14 protein-coding genes and 1 pseudogene are annotated in these 18,150 nt (G+C 58.1%); all 15 read right to left on the reverse strand.

All coding sequences use genetic code 11. The features are described from left to right. Positions 1-3 precede the first annotated feature (3 nt). A complete protein-coding gene (locus tag ACR0AK_RS10075; RefSeq protein ID WP_480793213.1) occupies positions 4-312 on the reverse strand; it encodes a Dabb family protein in 309 nt (102 codons plus the stop codon). 2 nt (positions 313-314) lie between these two features. Next, entirely contained in the window at positions 315-1,901 is a 1,587-nt protein-coding gene (locus tag ACR0AK_RS10080; RefSeq protein WP_480793214.1) for a GMC family oxidoreductase, read from the reverse strand. 16 nt (positions 1,902-1,917) lie between these two features. Further along, entirely contained in the window at positions 1,918-2,676 is a 759-nt protein-coding gene (locus ACR0AK_RS10085; RefSeq protein ID WP_480793215.1) for a 3-ketoacyl-ACP reductase, read from the reverse strand. Beyond that, entirely contained in the window at positions 2,673-4,163 is a 1,491-nt protein-coding gene (locus tag ACR0AK_RS10090; protein WP_170558263.1) for a GMC oxidoreductase, read from the reverse strand. The genes ACR0AK_RS10085 and ACR0AK_RS10090 overlap by 4 nt, the downstream gene beginning before the upstream one ends. Next, positions 4,160-5,272, reverse strand: coding sequence for an ABC transporter ATP-binding protein (locus ACR0AK_RS10095; protein WP_480793216.1), 1,113 nt, complete (start codon positions 5,270-5,272; stop codon positions 4,160-4,162). The genes ACR0AK_RS10090 and ACR0AK_RS10095 overlap by 4 nt, the downstream gene beginning before the upstream one ends. 6 nt (positions 5,273-5,278) lie before the next feature. Then, positions 5,279-6,160 carry a carbohydrate ABC transporter permease gene (locus ACR0AK_RS10100; RefSeq protein WP_170511645.1) on the reverse strand — a complete coding sequence of 294 codons (882 nt, stop codon included), beginning with the start codon at positions 6,158-6,160 and terminating at the stop codon, positions 5,279-5,281. After that, positions 6,160-7,053 (reverse strand): carbohydrate ABC transporter permease, encoded by an 894-nt coding sequence (locus ACR0AK_RS10105; RefSeq protein ID WP_170496900.1) that lies wholly within the window; start codon positions 7,051-7,053, stop codon positions 6,160-6,162. Before ACR0AK_RS10105 ends, ACR0AK_RS10100 begins: the two co-directional genes overlap by 1 nt. A gap of 101 nt (positions 7,054-7,154) precedes the next feature. Then, positions 7,155-8,405: an ABC transporter substrate-binding protein gene (locus ACR0AK_RS10110; RefSeq protein ID WP_170558267.1), complete on the reverse strand. Its 1,251-nt coding sequence runs from the start codon at positions 8,403-8,405 to the stop codon at positions 7,155-7,157. Positions 8,406-8,461: 56 nt separating this feature from the next. Further along, on the reverse strand, positions 8,462-9,985 hold the full coding sequence (locus tag ACR0AK_RS10115; protein ID WP_170558269.1) for an aldehyde dehydrogenase family protein: 1,524 nt from the start codon (positions 9,983-9,985) through the stop codon (positions 8,462-8,464). A 4-nt stretch (positions 9,986-9,989) separates the two neighbouring features. Continuing rightward, positions 9,990-10,757: an enoyl-CoA hydratase/isomerase family protein gene (locus tag ACR0AK_RS10120; protein WP_480793217.1), complete on the reverse strand. Its 768-nt coding sequence runs from the start codon at positions 10,755-10,757 to the stop codon at positions 9,990-9,992. Beyond that, positions 10,754-12,325, reverse strand: a complete 1,572-nt coding sequence (locus ACR0AK_RS10125) for an acyl CoA:acetate/3-ketoacid CoA transferase (RefSeq protein WP_480793218.1) — start codon at positions 12,323-12,325, stop codon at positions 10,754-10,756. The genes ACR0AK_RS10120 and ACR0AK_RS10125 overlap by 4 nt, the downstream gene beginning before the upstream one ends. Beyond that, the gene (locus ACR0AK_RS10130) at positions 12,325-13,326 is read right to left on the reverse strand and encodes a Gfo/Idh/MocA family protein (RefSeq protein ID WP_480793219.1); all 1,002 of its coding nucleotides are present in this window, start codon (positions 13,324-13,326) and stop codon (positions 12,325-12,327) included. Before ACR0AK_RS10130 ends, ACR0AK_RS10125 begins: the two co-directional genes overlap by 1 nt. A gap of 446 nt (positions 13,327-13,772) precedes the next feature. Further along, a pseudogene (locus ACR0AK_RS10135) lies at positions 13,773-14,372 on the reverse strand (IS6 family transposase). A gap of 156 nt (positions 14,373-14,528) precedes the next feature. Continuing rightward, positions 14,529-16,919 (reverse strand): 1-deoxy-D-xylulose-5-phosphate synthase N-terminal domain-containing protein, encoded by a 2,391-nt coding sequence (locus tag ACR0AK_RS10140; RefSeq protein WP_480793220.1) that lies wholly within the window; start codon positions 16,917-16,919, stop codon positions 14,529-14,531. A 10-nt stretch (positions 16,920-16,929) separates the two neighbouring features. Further along, positions 16,930-18,132, reverse strand: coding sequence for a methionine gamma-lyase (locus ACR0AK_RS10145; protein ID WP_480793221.1), 1,203 nt, complete (start codon positions 18,130-18,132; stop codon positions 16,930-16,932). Positions 18,133-18,150: the final 18 nt, after the last annotated feature.

Raw genomic sequence — 18,150 nt, forward strand, 5'->3', positions numbered from 1 at the left:
TTCTCAAACCTCCAAATCCAAAACCAGAATACCGTCGATACCGCCCACAGCGCTCTCGACTAATTGCGCGCCCAGCGCCTTGTGCTTTTCGTTATTCTGATAGGTGTCCAGCGCCTCCCAATCGTCGAAATCGATCACGAATCCATGCATGTATCCGCGTTCGATCTGCTCGGGGCTTTCACTGCGGCCACCGGTGAACCCACTGGCCCCTGGCAGGGTATGAGACACATCTGCAAGGCCTTTATAGATGGCCCCGATTTTCTCTTCGGTCACCTCTGGGCGGAACTTGGTTAGTACGATATGGCGGATCATGTTCAGAAGCCTTGATCTTGTTTGATCATGTCGGCAGCCTTTTCGCCGATCATGATTGTAGGTGCATTGGTATTCGAGGAGTTAACCGTCGGCATGATCGACGCGTCAGCAACTCGCAGTCCGTCGATGCCATTGAACCGCAAGCGAGGGTCCAGCACAGCTTCGGTGTCGCTGCCCATCCGGCAGGTGCCCGCGCAGTGGTGCGATGTTTTGGAATGGACGCAAATAAAGTCAAAATACTCCTGCTCGGTCCGCACGTTCGGCCCCGGCAACCGTTCGGCGAGGATGTACGGTTTCAGCACATCTTGTGAGAGGATGTTCTGCACCAGTTTCAATCCGCGAATGGACATCTCGCGATCATAAGGGTCCGCCAGATAGTTGGGATCGATCAGCGGCATGGCCGCAGGGTCTGAGTTTTGTAACCGGACGGTCCCACGTGACCTTGGGCGGAGGAAACAGGCGTTCAGGGTGACACCACCGTTGGGCATCGCCTCGACGCCTGCCTCGATGCCGGTTCCTAGCCCCAGATGCATCTGAATGTCGGGCGAACGCGCCTCCGGGTCGGCGTACCAAAACCCACCTGTTTCAAACAGGCTGGACGCAACCGGCCCTTTGCGGGTGAATGCGTATTGCAGCGCGGCGAGGGCCGAGAGGTGCAGCTTGGCGAAACGGTCATAGGTGTGCGGCCCGGTCACTTCGCAGATCGAGTACAGATCCAGATGGTCTTGCAGGTTCGCGCCGACCTGCGGCTGGTGATAGACCGCATCGATTCCAAGCCCATCCAAATGATCCGCCGGACCGATGCCCGACAGTTGTAACAGGCGCGGTGAGCCGATGGCTCCCGAGGAGAGAATGACCTCTTTCGCGGCGGTTATCTTGACTCCATTCATCAACTCGATGCCGGTCGCCCTACCCTTGTCCACCATGATGCGGCGGACCTGTGCGCCTGTGCGGACCGTCAGGTTCGGGCGGCTGCGATTGGGCGCAACAAACGCCATCGCAGCAGATGAGCGCCGCGCGTTGCGCTGGGTCAGTTGATAATACCCCGCGCCGTCCTGTTTCGCGCCATTCACATCGCGTGTTTCCGGAATGCCTACCTGCCCGGCAGCCTTGATATAGGCATCGCAGATTGGCAAGGGCGCTGCGGGCATGGAAACCCCCATGGGCCCGCCCTTGCCGTGGAATTCGTCTTCATAAGTATCGTTGTCCTCGGACTTTTTGAAATAGGGCAGCACGTCGGCATAGCTCCACCCCTCGCAACCCATCTGCCGCCAGTCGTCGTAATCCTGCGCCGCGCCTCGTGTGTAGATCTGCGCGTTGATCGCTGATCCGCCACCGATCACCTTGGCCTGCGTGTAGTTGAAGACCTTGTTTTGCATGTGCTTTTGCGGAACCGTGGACCAGCCCCAACTGCCAATACCCTTTGTCATCTTTGCGAATCCGGCCGGCAAGTGAAAGAACGGGTGGCGGTCGGCGGACCCGGCCTCTAGCAACAGCACATTGGCTGATGGTTCTTCGGACAGGCGTGCGGCGATGACCGAGCCTGCCGAGCCGCCTCCGATCACAATGAAATCAAATCCTTCAGACATTCTGATGTGCCCTGCGTTAAAGACGTGAGATCGACAGACCGCCATCCACGGGGATCGCGGCTCCGGTCGCAAAATGCATCTGTCCGTGCACCAGCGGCACGACGACGGAACCGATGTCCTCGGGCTCACCCCAGCGGGCGGCGGGAACAAGCCCGCCTTCGATACGGTCGGTGTATTTGTCGCGTACGCCCGCAGTCATCTCAGTCGCGATGATGCCCGGTCGCAGCTCAAAAACTCCGATCCCATGAGGGGCCATACGTACAGCGAACAATTGAGCCATCATCGCCGCGCCCGCCTTGGACACGCAGTATTCAGCCCGTTCAATCGACACCATCGTCGCACTGACCGAGGTGACAAAGGTGATTGACCGATAGGTTTCTTGCGGCTGCTTCAACATGCGCCTTGCAACCTCTTGCGCCAGAAAAAACGGGCCACGCAGGTTGATGTTCTGCACGAAATCCCAATTCTCGGGTTTCAAATCCAGCATGTCGCCACGCACCGGCGCACCCACTCCAGCGTTGTTTATCAAAGCGGTGATTGGGCCCAAATCAGCTTCGATCTGATCCAGCAGTGCCGGCACATGATCAATGTCGGACACGTCGTGCTGCACATAAATCGCGTTTGGGCCAAGCTCGGCCAAAGCCGCCTTAACGACCGGTTTGTCGAGCGCCGAGCGAGAGGCTAGTGCGACCTTGTACCCCGCCGCGATCAGCGCGCGCGCCACGCCAAAGCCAATACCCTGCTGTCCTCCGGTCACCAATGCTGTTCCGATCATGCGGAAAACTCCGTTTCAATTATGTGACGACCTGCCCTGAGCGCCAGTGCGGCTATCGTAAGGGCCGGGTTAACCGCAGCAGACGTCGGAAGGACCGATGCATCGACAATGAATAAGTTCTTGTGGTCATGGCTGCGGCAATACGTGTCGACAACGCTGCTGGCCGGATCGTTGCCCATCCGGGCAGTGCCGCATTGATGCGACGGGGTGCGCCGATCAAATGGTCGCGACAGTACCACAGGAAACCCCGCCTGTTTCAGATGCGCCTTTAGCCGTGCGACCAGGGCCTCGTGCGCTTCCCAATTCGAGCGTTTCCAGTCCAGCGTGATCTGGTCACCTTCGACCGTCACCCGGCTGTCTGGGTTCGGCAGGTCTTCAGACATGGCATAGAAATCAAAGCTGCGATTGGCGATTAGCGTTGCGATTGGCCCCGGTAGATGGGATTGCGACGCAAGGATCGGTCCGGTGATCTTTCCCAGCATCTGGATGTTGCCCAAGGGCAAGCCACTTTGCCCGTCGCTGTTGTAGTAGTCGTTGAACATCAACGTCTTCTGATAGACCGCCTTGTTTAGACGCAATGGGTGAAGGGCCAACACTGCCGAGCAATTATGATTCATGAAGTTCCGCCCAACCTGATCGGATCGGTTGGCAAGACCAGTGGGGCAATTGTCGTTCGCGGACTGCAGCAACAGGACCGACGACTGAACCGCGCCTGCGGCAAGCGCGATGACCGGCGCGCACAGGGTACCGTGGCCGTCAACCTCGACACTCGTAACGCGACCATTGTCACCAGCTGTTAGTTTTCGAACACGCGCACCAGTCAACAGCTCGACATTCCTATGCTCCAATGCCTTGGCGAGCGCACAGGTTTCGGCATCCATTTTTCCTTTGCATGTATTGGGAAACGCATCCCAAGTCGTTTGCCCAGCCTCCAGCCAGGTATCGATATTCACGCCCAACGGCATCGAGGACGGCGTCAGACCTGCTTGGCTTAGCCGATTTCTCAGGTCGGCGATGTCCACCTCATCTGGCACCGGTGGGTGCGGGTAGCCCTTGCTGTGCCACGGTTCGGTGGGGTCTTCTTCGGCGGTCCCACGCGCGTCATAAAGCTCTTCAGCCGTTGTGTAGTCTGGCTCCAACTCTTCGTAGGGCATCGGCCAGCCAGGAGAGAGGCCACCCATATGTTGGCGCGGCTCAAAATCCTCTTTCCGATAGCGGATCAAAGCGGCTCCGTAGAACTTGGAATTGCCACCTACACAGTAGTAGTTTCCGGGATTGAAGGGATTTCCGGCACCGTCCAGCCATGTTTCATCGGGGCGAAAGTGCCCATTGGCAAAGATCGCCCTTGGGTCTCGATCCTGCGGTGAGGGCTGCAACCGCTCTCCTCTTTCAAGGATCAGAATGCGGCGACCGGACGGGGCCAGCGCAGCAGCCAGCGTTGCCCCCCCGATACCCGACCCAATGATAATGACGTCAGGCCGTGTCATGGAAGGATCCGCATCTCGCTTTCGGGATCAAAGGCCACGGCCTTTTCCATGTTCACTGAAAACGCGAAATCCTGACCTGGTACGACCTCGGCATCCGAGCGCATACGCGCGATCACATCTCGTCCGCCCAATTGCATCGAGACGAAGGTGTCCGATCCGGCAGGCTCCGTCACCACGATACGGTTGGTCATTTGTGCGATGTTCGAAGACTTTCGGTCCGCACCATCCATGTCAGTGATGGTCTCAGGGCGGATGCCCAACAGGATGTCGCGCCCATCCCATGCGGCCAAGTTGTCCTGACTGAATGGAAGTTGCGCCATTGATCCGTCATGAACGGCGACCTCTGCATGCGGGCGGCCATTCAAAACACTAACCGTTGCCGGCACCACATTCATTGCGGGCGAGCCCATAAACGTTGCGACGAAGATATTCGCAGGCGTGTCATAGATTTCCTGCGGTGTACCCAGTTGCTGCACATATCCACCGTTCATCACAGCGATGCGGCTTGAAAGCGTCATCGCCTCGATCTGGTCGTGGGTCACGTAGACGATGGTGGTCCCGAGATTCTGATGCAGCTTTTTGATCTCGGTTCGCATGTCGACCCGAAGTTTGGCATCGAGGTTCGAGAGCGGCTCATCGAACAGGAAGACATCAGGATTTCGTACCAGTGCGCGGCCCATCGCAACCCGCTGACGCTGACCACCCGACAACTGCCCGGGCTTACGATCCAGCAATTGCTCGATCTGCAACAGCTTGGCGACTTCCTGCATCGCTTTTTCGCGTTCAGGCTTGGGCACCCCGTGCATCTCAAGCCCGAATGTGATGTTCTGACCCACGGTCATGTTGGGGTAAAGCGCATAGCTTTGGAAAACCATGGCGATGTTGCGGTTCGACGGGTGCACCCCGTTCATAACTTGATCTTTGATACGGATTTCGCCGCTGGTGATTTCTTCCAGCCCTGCGATCATGTTCAGCAGGGTCGACTTGCCACAGCCCGACGGCCCAACCAGCACCAGGAACTCGCCCTCCCGCACAGAAATATCGACCTTGTGCAGAACCTCGACCGCCCCGTAGGATTTGGTCGCGTTGTCTATGTCCAGAAAACCCATAAGGTCTTATCCTTTCACGGAACCCGCCATCAGGCCGCGGACAAAGTAACGTCCGGCCACGATGTAGACGAGCAAAGTTGGCATGGCAGCCAGAATGGCGCCTGCGAAATGAACGTTGTATTCCTTCACACCTGTTGACGACTGCACGAGGTTGTTCAGCGCCACTGTCATCGGCTGGCTGTTGGCGTCAGCAAAGGACGCGCCGAACAGGAAGTCATTCCAGATGTTGGTGAACTGCCAGATGATCGACACCACAGCGATGGGCCCGGAACTGGGTAGAAGGATACGCCAGAAGATCTGGAAGAACCCGGCCCCATCGATCTGGGCGGCACGGATCAGCTCGGTCGGGAACACGGCGTAGTAGTTCCGAAAGTACAGCGTCGTGAAGCCGATCCCATAGACCACGTGCACCAGCGCAAGACCCCAAGTCGTGCCCGCCAGCCCAATGATGCCCAGCATCCGCGCCATCGGGATCAGCACGATCTGGAACGGGATGAAGCAAGCGAACAGCATCAAGCCGAATAGAATGGTGTCATACTTGAAGCGCCATTTGGTCAGCACATAGCCGTTCAACGCGCCGAGGATGGTCGAGACGATAACCGCCGGAACCACCATCTTGATCGAATTCCAGAAGTAGGGTTTCAACCCTGTAGGGTCGACGCCGATCTGCGCCGACGACCACGCCTTTAGCCAGGGCTCAATCGTGAACATCTGCGGCAGGTTCATCATGCCACCGCCGGTGATCTCCTCAAGCGGTTTCACCGAATTCACCAGCATCACATAAAGCGGCAGCAGGTAGAAAAGACCGAAGAGTAACAGCACCAGATAAATCAGCGTACGCGTGACGCGGCCGGTGCGGATTGCGGTATCCTGAGTTGCTTGGGACATCAGCGTTTCTCCCGCAATTCGGCATAAAGATACGGGATCATGATCGCCGCGATGGTCATTAGCATGATCGTGGCCGAGGCCGCACCGATGCCCATCTGGTTCCGTGTAAACGTATAGGAATACATGAAGGTTGCGGGAAGTTCGGTAGCACGACCGGGCCCACCCCCGGTCAGGGCGATCACAAGGTCAAAGGTCTTGATCGCGAGATGGCTGAGGATCACGAAGGCCGACAGAAACGCAGGACGCAGCTGAGGAATGATGATCCGGCGATAGAGGTTCCAGTTCGAGGCCCCATCCATCTGCGCCGCTCGCAGGATTTCGTTGTCGATTCCTCGCAGCCCGGCCAGGAACATCGCCATAACGAAGCCGCTGGTCTGCCAGACCGCCGCGAGAACCACCGTGTAGATGGCGTAGTCGCGATTCTTAATCCAGTCGAATTCAAAACTGGTCCAACCCCACGTGTGCATCACGTTTTCCAAGCCGATGCCGGGATCCAGAAACCATTTCCACGCGGTGCCGGTGACGATGAAGCTCAGCGCCATCGGGTACAGGTAGATCGGGCGCAGCAACCCCTCACCGCGGATTTTTTGGTCGAGGAAAATTGCAAGACCCAGCCCAAGGCATGTGCAGATCACGATATACAGGCTGGCGTAGATGCCCATATTGATCAGTGATGTTTCCCAATGGCTCAGCCGCCACAGCTTGTCGTAGTTTTCCCACCCGACCCAACCAAAGGTCGGCAGAATGCGGCTGTCAGTAAAGGACAGGTAGACCGAAAACAGAATGAAACCGTAGACAAAGACCGTCATCATCGCGATCGATGGAGACAGGACTAGCTTGGGAATCCAGTTCTGAAGGCGTGTCTTGAAATCCGCGTCGGCTGAACCAGCCATGGCGCGCCCTCCTCGTTCGAGTAGTTGTAAGTCGGAGCGATTGCGCCCACTTGGTGACAGGGCGGCCAACCCGCCGCCCCATCGGGAGGATCACATTAAGATCACTTGGCGATCGATACTGCGTCGACCAGTTCGACTACAGCTGTCTCGCTGTCATACTCGCCGTTGAAGTGGGCTGTGACGACATCATAGACCGCGTTCTTCACCGATGCCGGCGCGGCATGGCCGTGCGCCATCGAGCCAAACAAGTTGCCCGACGAAGCCGCTGCTGCCAGATCCTTCATGCCCTGTTGGCCACAAGCATCCAGATCGCTACCGTCCACGTCAGTACGAGCCGGGACAGAGCCCTTCACCTTGTTGAAGGCAATCTGGAAGGATGGCGACAGGATCGCGCTGGCCAGAGCGGCCTGTTCGGCAGACACCGAACCGCCCTGATCGAACATCATGAACTGGTCAGCATTGAAGGTGACCTGATCCTGAGTGCCGGGGAAGCGGAAGCACAGGAAATCCTCACCCGGCACTTTGCCCGCGTTCAGGAACTCGCCTTTGGCCCAATCCCCCATCATCTGGAAACCGGCTTCACCGTTGATGACCATTGCCGTCGCCAGGTTCCAGTCGCGGCCCGAGAAATTCTCATCAACGTTGTCGCGAATGAACGCCATACGGTCGAACGCTTCTTTCATGGCGTCGCCGCCAAGTGTTTCCTCATCAAGATCGACGAAGGCCGCCTTGTAGCCATCCGGCCCAAGTGTCGACATAGCCACCGCATCGAATATGGTCGCATCCTGCCAAGCCTGACCACCATGCGCGATCGGCGTGACACCAGCAGCTTTCAACGCCTCAACTGCCGCGACGAATTCGTCCCAGTTGGTGGGCTGTGCAATACCGTTGGCGTCCAGCACCGCCTTGTTAGCCCAGACCCAGTTGGTCGAGTGCACGTTTACCGGGGCTGAGACCCATTTACCGTCATGCTTGGCAAAGGCTTTCAAAGCATCTGGAACGACGTCATCCCAACCTTCCTTGGCGGCCACATCGTTCAGATCGGCCAGCGCCCCCTGATTAGCCCAGTCGATAATGTCAAAACCAAGGGCCTGAACGGCTGTTGGAGCGTTGCCAGCGGTGACGCGTGCGCGCAGAACGGTCATCGCCTGTTCGCCACCACCGCCCGCAACAGGCATGTCGGTCCAGCCGATTCCCTGCCCGGACAGGTCGTCCTTGAGAACATTCAACGCTGCGGCCTCACCACCTGAAGTCCACCAGTGCAGAACTTCCACGTCCTCAGCGTGCGCAAGGCTGGTCGTGCACAGCAGACCGGCCACAAACAGTGATTTTGTCTTCAGCAGTTTACGCATTCTTGTTTCCTCCCTTAATGCGTTCTTCTTATTCGGGACCAATCAGGTGCCCGGTCTTAATCTTGCGGAACCCATGGCGCTCGGTTGTTGCCGATGCGCATGACCACTGATTTCACTTCGAAGAATTCCTCGAACCCGTAACGTCCGATTTCCCGCCCCTGCCCGGATTGCTTGAACCCACCGAATGCAACCTCGGGGAACCCGTCCATCCAGGTGTTGGTCCAGACCGTTCCCGTTTCTGCACGACGGGCGAATTCCAGGCAGGTATGGACGTTCTCGCTCCAGACCCCTGCCGACAGACCGTAAGCGCTATCATTGGTTAGCGCGATTGCTTCGTCCAGTGTTTTGAACGTCAAAACAGAAAGAACCGGTCCGAATACCTCATCCCGGGCTATTGGCATGTCGGGCGAGACATCAGAAATCACCGTCGGCTGGTAGAACTGAGCGCCCAAGCCTTCGACCTCCAGCGGCTCACCACCCAGATCAATAGTTGCACCCGAAGCCTGCGCCTGTTTGACGTACGCGTCGATTTTTGAGTTGTGCTCGGACGTTACGATAGCACCAACCTGCGTCGTCTGGTCCAGAGGATCGCCGAATTTGACTTTGCGCGACAGGGCAACGACACGCTCACGGAAATCGTCGGCTATGTCTTCGTGCACAATGATGCGACTGCTTGAATTGCAGCACTGGCCAACATTGAAATAGACACCAAACACAACCGCATCAGCGGCTGCATCCAGATCGGCATCGGGAAAAATGACCTGCGGGTTTTTGCCCCCAAGCTCCAGCGCTACTTTCTTGAGCGTGTCCGACGCAACTGCACTGATTGTCTTGCCCACGGCCGTCGAGCCCGTAAAGCTGATCATATCCACGCTGTCATGGCTGGACATCACGCTTCCGACAGGAACACCGTAACCCAGCACGATATTGCATACACCGGCGGGCAATCCGGCTTCGACCAGCAACTCGCCCAACATCAAGGTCGTCGACGGCGTCATTTCAGACGGTTTCACAACAACGGTGCAGCCTGCGGCCAGTGCAAATGGCAGTTTCTGGCTAAGGATCCAGAACGGAAAGTTCCATGGCGTGATGATGGAGACGACACCGACGGGTTCCTTCAGCACGACGCCCATCATGTCAGCGCCCAGCGTGTTGTGGCTGTCGCCATGGGTACTGCGCGCCAATGATGCCGCGTAGCGCCACAGATCCGCGGCACCGCCAACCTCGCCCTTGGATTGGCTGATCGGCTTGCCGCTTTCCAGCGTTTCGATCAGGGCGATCCGGTCGACATTCTGTTCAATCAGGTCCGCAACTTTCAGCAGGACCGCCGCGCGTTCCTTGCCCGATGCGCGACTCCAGACACCGCTATCGAACGCCTTGCGCGCCGCCTGGATCGCAGCCTCGGTCTCAGCCTCTCCCCCCATGGCCGACCGGCTGACGATATGGCCGTGCGACGGTGAGCGGCGCTCGAACGTCTCACCCGACGCGCTGTCCTCCCATGCGCCGTCGATCAGGTGCCGGCCTTCAAACAGAGGCGGCAACTCGAACGGGATAGCTGGGTTGATGGTGATGTCTTTCATATCGTCAAAGGCCCGAAAATGTGGGGTTTCGTTTTTCCATGAACGCAGCAACGCCTTCTTCGCGGTCCGCTGAGGCGGCAATTGCTGCACTACCAAGGGCTTCGACCACGGCATGAGTGTCCTCACCGACCGCTGCATGGATCATGTTTTTTGAGATTTCGGTGGCGCGGGGCGAAAGGTCGCTAAGTTCGACAGTGATCTCAAGCGCGCGCGCCAGAACATCGTCAGTCACCTCGGTCGCATAGCCTAAAGCCAGCGCGCGGTCGGCACCAATACGGCGCCCGAAGAGTGCCATCTCCTTGACCACAGCTTCGGGGATCAGCCGGGTCAACCGTTGCGTCCCGGACCAACCCGGCACGATCCCAACCCGAGCTTCCGGCAAAGCCAGCGTGGACCGCGGGGTCATCAGGCGCAAATCGCAGCAACTGGCCAACTCCAGCCCGCCGCCGAAGGCGTGACCGTTGATCGCTGCAATTGTCGGTTTGCCGATCCGCGCCAGACGGTCAAAGATGCGATGCCCGTCACGGACCCAGTGACGGGCAAACTCGGCGGGACTCAGACCACCCCATGCTCCGATATCGGCTCCGCAACAGAACGCTTTTTCTCCTGTGCCAGTCAGAACAAGCGCACGAATGGACGCGTCACGCTCGACCTCTTGCAAGCGAGCCTCCAGCGCGTCCAGCATGTCCACGGTCAGAGCATTGAGCTTGGACACGTTGTCCAAAGTGAGGACGGCGGTTGCACCCTCGATATGAAACCCAAGCTTGCTCACAGGGTCATCCCCATCGGGCCGACTGCGAACAGTGACTTGGGCATCTGAGCCGCATTTTCCGCGACTTTGACGCGACCGCCCGACGCTTCGACAATGTCGCGCTGCGCCTCGATGCCAGGCATGATTTCCGTCGCGACTAGCCCCTGATCCGTCAGGCGAATGACGCAACGCTCGGTCACATACAGAACATCCTGTCCGGTCTCGCGGGCTCGGCGGCCTGAGAATGTAACATGTTCAACCTGATCCACCATCTTGGTGAATTTTCCGGGGGCATTCACACGGATACCATCATCCGCCAGATCAATCTTGGCGCCAGCTTCAAACCAGCCCGAGAACACGATCTTTTTGGCCCGCGCGGTGATATCGACAAAACCGCCGCACCCTGCAGTCAGGTAGGGCTTCTTCCCAAGTTTGGAGACGTTCACATTGCCGTCGACATCAACCTCGAGGAACGAGAGGAACGACATGTCGAAGCCGCCGCCCTGGAAATATATGAACTGCTGTGGGGACGGCACGAAAGCATGTGCGTTGGATGCGCAGCCAAAGGCAAAGCCGGTTAGTGGGACACCACCGACGGCCCCCTGCTCGATCGCCCATGTCACTGCCTGAGGATGCCCCTCTTCCAACAAAACACGCGGGACCATTGCGCTGATGCCAAAGCCCAAGTTGGCGCTCATGCCACTGCGCAATTCTTGGGCGGCGCGACGGGCGATGACCTTTTCGACGCCATGCTCAGCCAGCGAAAAGCTGTCCCAAGGGCGCATGATCTGGCCAGAGATCGCTGGATCATAGGACGTCTCGGTCGTCTGCATCTGCTCTGGGTCTTCAACGATCAGATCGACCAGATGCCCTGGCACGCGTACATCATGCGGACGCAGGCTGCCAGCCGAAGTCACCCGCTGAACCTGTGCGATCACGATCCCACCGTGGTTGCGAACGCAGATCGCTTGCTCTAGCCCGCCCAGATAAGCGCCTTCATGCTCATAGGTCAGGTTGCCAAACTCGTCCGCCGTGGTTGCGCGCAAAACGCACACGTTCGGGTTGATGTTTGGGAAGTGCAGCCAGGTCTGACCGTCGAACTCTCTCCGGTTCACGATAGGCGCTGCCTCGCCACGCGCATTCATCGCGCACCCTTCGCGGACAGGGTCTACGAAGGTCTCAAGCCCGACCTGCGTCAGAACACCGGGCCGATGCGCTGCGGCCTCGCGATGCATGTCGAACAGAATGCCCGACGGCACGTTATATGCGGCGACCCGATCCTCGACGATCATTTTCCAGATTTCCGGCATCTCAAGGCTGGAAGGGCCGGACGGGTACGATCCGGCAAGAACGCGGCTTAGCAAGCCATCCTGTGCTAGGTAATCCATGCCCTTCACGCCATACATATCCCCGGCGGCGATAGGATGCAGCGTTGTTATGTTGCGCGGATGCCCCTCCGTGCGAAACCGCTCTCCTAGCGCCTTCAGCACAAGATCAGGGCACCCCAGTGCCGAGGACGATGAAACGGTTACCACCGCATTGTCAGGAATGCGGGAAACGGCCTCGGAAGCGGAAACGAGCTTGGTCATCAGAAGCCACCATAGTCTACGTTGATGCGCCTACCTGACGCTGCGGCCTCGCGAACGCTCAGCGCGACGGACAGCGATTTCACCCCGTCAGGTCCGTCCGCGGCTGGACGGCCCTGACCCGCTGCTGCAGCGACAAATTCGGAAACCCCCTGCATGTATAGCGAATGCTCCGAAAACGGGATTTCTTCACTTCCGGCTTCTGTCACCAGTTTTATTGTCCCAACCGGGCGCTGCGTCATCACGCCATCCGCAAAAATCGAGCCCTTGGTCCCGTGCACTTGCAGGCCCGACCCGGCAAAGGGGTGCGTAAAGCTTTCGTGCGTCATGACCATCGCGCCCGAAGGCATCGCCCAAACGGACATGCACGAGTCTTCGACCCCCTGCCCCATCCCAGAGGTGGCCATTTGCGCGACGACAGAAATCGGGTCCTCATTGAGCAGGAACCGCGTGACATCCGCATCATGAACGACGATGTCGGGGATCACGCCGCCGCCAGCATCTGCTGAGTTGATGCGCCACCCCTGTAGGTTCCCCGGCAAATGTACCGCGTGATGTATACGCAGCGAAAGAACGTCACCGACACGCCCGTCTGCAATGAGGTCACGAATGGCACGATGGCTGCCAGAGCATCGCAGGTGGTGATTTGTACCAAATGTCACGCCAGCCGCTTCGGCTGCGCGCACCATTTCGATAGCTTCCACCTGTGTCATCCCAAGCGGCTTTTCACATAGAACATGCTTGCCAGCCGAAATGGCTGCCATTGCCTGACCGTGGTGCTTCTCATTGGTCGAGGAAACATACACAGCCTGAACGCTATCGTCAGAAAGCGCAGCGTCCAAGTCCGTCGTTGCGTTGGGAATTCCGTGTTCCTTGGCCCAGGTCTGAGCCCGATCTGGAGAATTACTGACGACCCAGGTCACGTTGTTGCCTGCCTGCTGACGCACCGCGTCCAACATGTGTTGCGAAGCAATTGTGCTCGCTCCGACAAATGCCCAATTCATCCTCTCACCCCACAATTGGAACGTTCCAAACAAATTAATGGAACGTTCCAATTATAACAAGAGAAAATTCGGCAGAATTTCTATCCATCAGAAAGAAAACGGAAAATAAGATAACGACCGCCCTTTTTAAAAAGGGCACCGGGAATCGAAGGTGTGTCACAGCGTCGTCGCACCTAAACTGAGTCGCAGAGGGCAGCCTTGTACCACTTGCCTCACTGCTTCAAAGCAACCCCTTCAACCGTCACCCGATGCATAGGACGACGAAAACCGTGGTAGTTGTTAAACGCATTGTGCCACGTTGCTGGGTTATCCCAAATGGCGACGCCCCCCGCCTGCCAACGTCGATTAGCCATAGTGGCCACTTTGGCGAACAAAACGACGACCACAATCAGCGGCGCTTTCAGACGAATTCGAACCAGTCTTTGGTAAGCCCGCGACGCTGTCCTTTATCCCGCGCCAAGTTCGCGCCACTCGGCAAGAGCAGCGCTGCGCGTCGGCTTGGGGATATCTCTGCTGGCTAGTGATCTTTCCTGGTTGAAATGGTTGCAGACGGAGGAGCGAACGGAGGCGAATTTCTGCAAACTTCGCATCCGCCTTAACCGTTGCATGGCGCGTTCGCGTCGTCGGAATGGCAGGTGCGAATTCTCAACGCAGTGGTTCTGCCACCTGCTCGTTTTCTGATTCTCTGCTGCGGCTTTGTTCCAACGCTTCGCGACGACGGCCCCAAGAACTTCACCTTCGTGATCAACAGCCCACCAGAGGTAGTATCTCTTGCCGTTCACCTTCACGAAGACCTCGTCCACGTGCCACTTACCTTTCGAGAACGCACGCAGCTGCTGGGCTCGCTTTCTTCGGATCTCGGCGGCAAACATCGGGCCGAACCCATTCCACTAATAGCGGACTGCCGTGGCTCACGTCGATGACTCGTTCGTGCAGCAGATCTTCGACATTCCGAAGCGAGAGTGGAAACCGAACATACATCATCACCGTAAAGCGGATGATCTCGGGCTGGTTTTGAAATACTTGAATGGCGATGGTCTTTTCATGATTAAAAACTAGGAAAGCCCCCTGCCCGCCTCAACTCAAGTTCTTCTGACAAAGCCAACTGGACACTGGTTCGCTACGCAGCATTCAACAATGTGGGCGGGTTGCCGCCATTCGCCACAGCTGGGTCGAATAACGGCTTTGGTACACTGTTCGTTTTAGGCCGAGCGCGCCAAATTACCGCGGCTCACATATTTCCCGACAGTCAATCCGTTTACCTTTTCGACGATGGCATCGGCGTCGATGCCATGATGGCGGTAGAGGTCGCCAATCGTGCCGGTTTGGCCGAAGTGTTCAACGCCCATCGGGATGGTCTGATGGCCAGCAACAGAGCCAAGCCAGGACAGCGTCGCCGGGTGACCATCAATGACGGTGATGACTTTGCAATGAGGCGGAAGGTCACCCATCAGGGTACCGATATGGGACTGCGCAGACTTATTCCCGCGAGACCGGGCACGTTGGGCAGCGGTCCAACCTGCGTTGAGCCGATCAGCCGAGGTCACTGCCAGCACACCGACGTCCCTGCGCCCCTCTCCGATCACCCCGGCCGCCTTGATCGCCTCGGGGGCGACAGCGCCCTGATAGGCAATGACGACCTCGCAGTTCGGTCCGGGTTTACGCAACCAATAGGCGCCGTCGATGGCCCCTTGTCTAAACGCGTCGTCATGGCGCTTGCCGGGTTGCTCGATCGGGTTGGTGGTCAGGCGTAGATAAACCGAACCTCCTGTTTCGTCACGTAACCAAGTACGCTCACAGGGATCGCCCTCTCCATCGCGTTGAAGATAGTCGAAGGCCCATTTCATTATCACTGCAAGCTCATCAGCAAAGGCAGGCTCGAACGAGGCAAGCCCGTCCTGGCTCATCCCGATCAGAGGTGAGCCGACCGATTGGTGCGCTCCGCCTTCCGGGGCCAGCGTGACGCCAGAGGGGGTGCCCACCAAGATGAACCGGGCATCTTGGTAGCAAGCGTAGTTTAGCGCATCCAGGCCGCGCGCCACGAAGGGATCATAGACGGTGCCAATGGGGATAAGCCGCTTGCCGAAGATCGAATGCGACAGGCCAGCGGCGCCCAGAAGCAGCATCAGATTCATCTCGGCGATGCCCAGCTCGATATGCTGTCCTTCCGGAGTGAATTCCCATTTGGCAGTCGACGGGATGCGGTTTTCGACAAAAGCATCTGCCTGTTCGGACCGGGCGAAAAGCTTGCGCCGGTTCACCCAAGGTCCAAGGTTGGTGGTCCCCGTTACATCCGGGGACGTGGTGACGATCCGGGCAGCCAGATCACTGTTCCCCTTCGAGAGTTCGTCGAGGATCTTGCCAAAGGCCATCTGGGTCGAGGTCTCTCGGGAGGTATCAATTTCGATGGCGGGCACGGCAAGCTTGTCATCGTGATACCGCCGGATGCCTTTGGCAAAAAAGGGAACCTTGGTAAGGAAGTCACGCAGTGCGGAGGGGTTTTCGACCGTGGCCAGAGGCTCCCACTCGTCACCCGTCGCTACACCCATGTGCTTTTGCCAGGCGGCGAACTGCGTGTTGTTCATCAGCCCCCCGTGATTGTCCTTGTGGCCAGCAATGGGCGTACCCCAGCCTTTCACCGTATAGGCCAGAAAGCAGGTGGGGCGGTCGTGATCGATGGCATCAAAGGTTTCCGCCATGGTCTGGACGCAGTTACCGCCAAGGTTTTCCATCAGGGCAGCCAGTTCGTCGTCGCTGTGCCTGTCGATCAGGGCAGAGACATCGCCCTGGTCTCCAAGATCATCCATTAACCGCTTGCGCCAGACTGCTCCGCCCATAAACGTCAGCGCCGAATACTCCTGGTTGGGACAGGCGTCGATCCAGTCGCGCAATTTGTCGCCGCCCGGCTCCTCAAAGGCCGCGCGCTGCAATGTCCCGTGTTTCACCCGCACCACGTCCCATCCGAAGGCATCGAAAATCTTCTCGATCCGTGCAAACAGCCCCTCGCGCACGATCCCGTCCAGCGACTGCCGGTTGTAATCGATGATCCACCACGTGTTGCGCAGGTCGTTTTTCCATCCCTCCTGCAGGGCCTCATAGATGTTGCCCTCATCCAGTTCGGCATCGCCTACCAACGCAACCATGCGCCCCATCGGGGCATCGCTTCCCCAGCTCTTAGCCTTGATGTAATCTTGGATGATCGAGGCGAAAGAGGTGATCGCAACGCCCAGTCCGACCGAGCCGGTCGAGAAGTCCACATCGTCTGTATCCTTGGTCCGACTGGGATAGGACTGCACCCCGCCAAAGCCCCGGAAGTTCTCCATCTTCTCGCGTGTCTGGTTGCCCATCAGGTATTGCAATGCGTGAAAGACCGGTGATGCATGAGGCTTGACGGCCACGCGGTCCTCAGGCTTCAGGGCCGAGAAGTAGAGCGCCGTCATGATCGACACCATCGAGGCCGACGAAGCCTGGTGCCCACCGACCTTGATGCCGTCCACTTTTGGGCGCACGTGATTGGCGTGGTGGATCATCCAATGTGAAAGCCACAAAAGGCGTTGCTCGATGGTCTTCAGGTGGGTGATGTCCGTGGGCATGAGGCTCTCCTTATTCGGCGGCGTGATGCAGGGGGCGAGGCAAGGCTTGATCCAGGTCGGCAATAATATCCGCGACATCCTCCAACCCGACTGACAGGCGGATCAGCCCGTCACTAATCCCGTGTTCGGCGCGCTCTTCGGGCGTATAGGTCGAATGGGTCATCGAGGCCGGATGCTGGATCAACGTTTCGGCATCGCCAAGAGAAACCGCCCGCTGTATCATGTTCAGATTGTTCATGAACTCAACGCCAGCCGCCATGCCACCGTCGACTTCGAAGGCAATCATCGCACCGGGTCTGGACATTTGGCGCGTGGCAAGTGCATGTTGGGCAAAGCTTTCCAACCCGGGGAAATGCACGGCACGCACCGACGGGTGATTTTGAAGGTAGTCGGCAGCAATCTGGGCCGAAACGCAATGGCGCTCCATCCGCAGCGACAGGGTTTTCAACCCGCGCAGGATCAGCATTGCGTTGAACGGCGCCATGACAGCGCCAGTCATGTCTTTCATTCCAACAAGCCGGATCTCGGTGATCTGTTCGGTTGTTCCAGCAACTAGCCCGGCGACCACGTCGCCATGTCCACCAAGGTATTTGGTGGCAGAATGCACCACGAGATCTGCACCCAGCTCAATCGGCCGTGTCAGAAAGGGGGTGGCATAGGTGTTGTCGACGACCACCTGCGCCCCAGCCTCATGCGCGATTGCGGCGGTGGCCGCTATGTCAACCAGTCGCATATTCGGGTTGGCGGGGGTTTCGAAATAGACCACTCGCGTTTGCTCTGAAATCACCGCGCGCAGGTTTTCGGGATCGGTCATATCCACATGGGTGATCGTCACCCCCCATTTCTGCAGCCCGTGCCGCATAAAAGCGAAGGTGCAGCCATAAAGGGTTTTGTCCACGATCACCTCGTCCCCAGGCGACAACAAGGTCCACAGCACAGCGGTGATCGCCCCCATGCCTGATGACAGCGCCAGCCCGGCTTCGGCTCCTTCAAGTGTTGCAATACGACTTTCAAGCAGATCACAGGTCGGGTTCGAAATTCGGCTGTAGATATGTCCCGGGCGTTCACCAGCGAACATCTCGCCTCCGACCTCGGCGGTCTCGAATGCGAAGGTCGATGTCAGATGCAGAGGCGGCGTCAGCGCGCCTTCGTTCTGCTGGGGGTCATAGGCGTGATGGATGGCGCGGGTGGCGAAGCCTTTGGGTGAGTTCATGGCAACCTCTCTCATGGT

The organism is Ruegeria sp. BI12 (genome assembly GCF_056537985.1).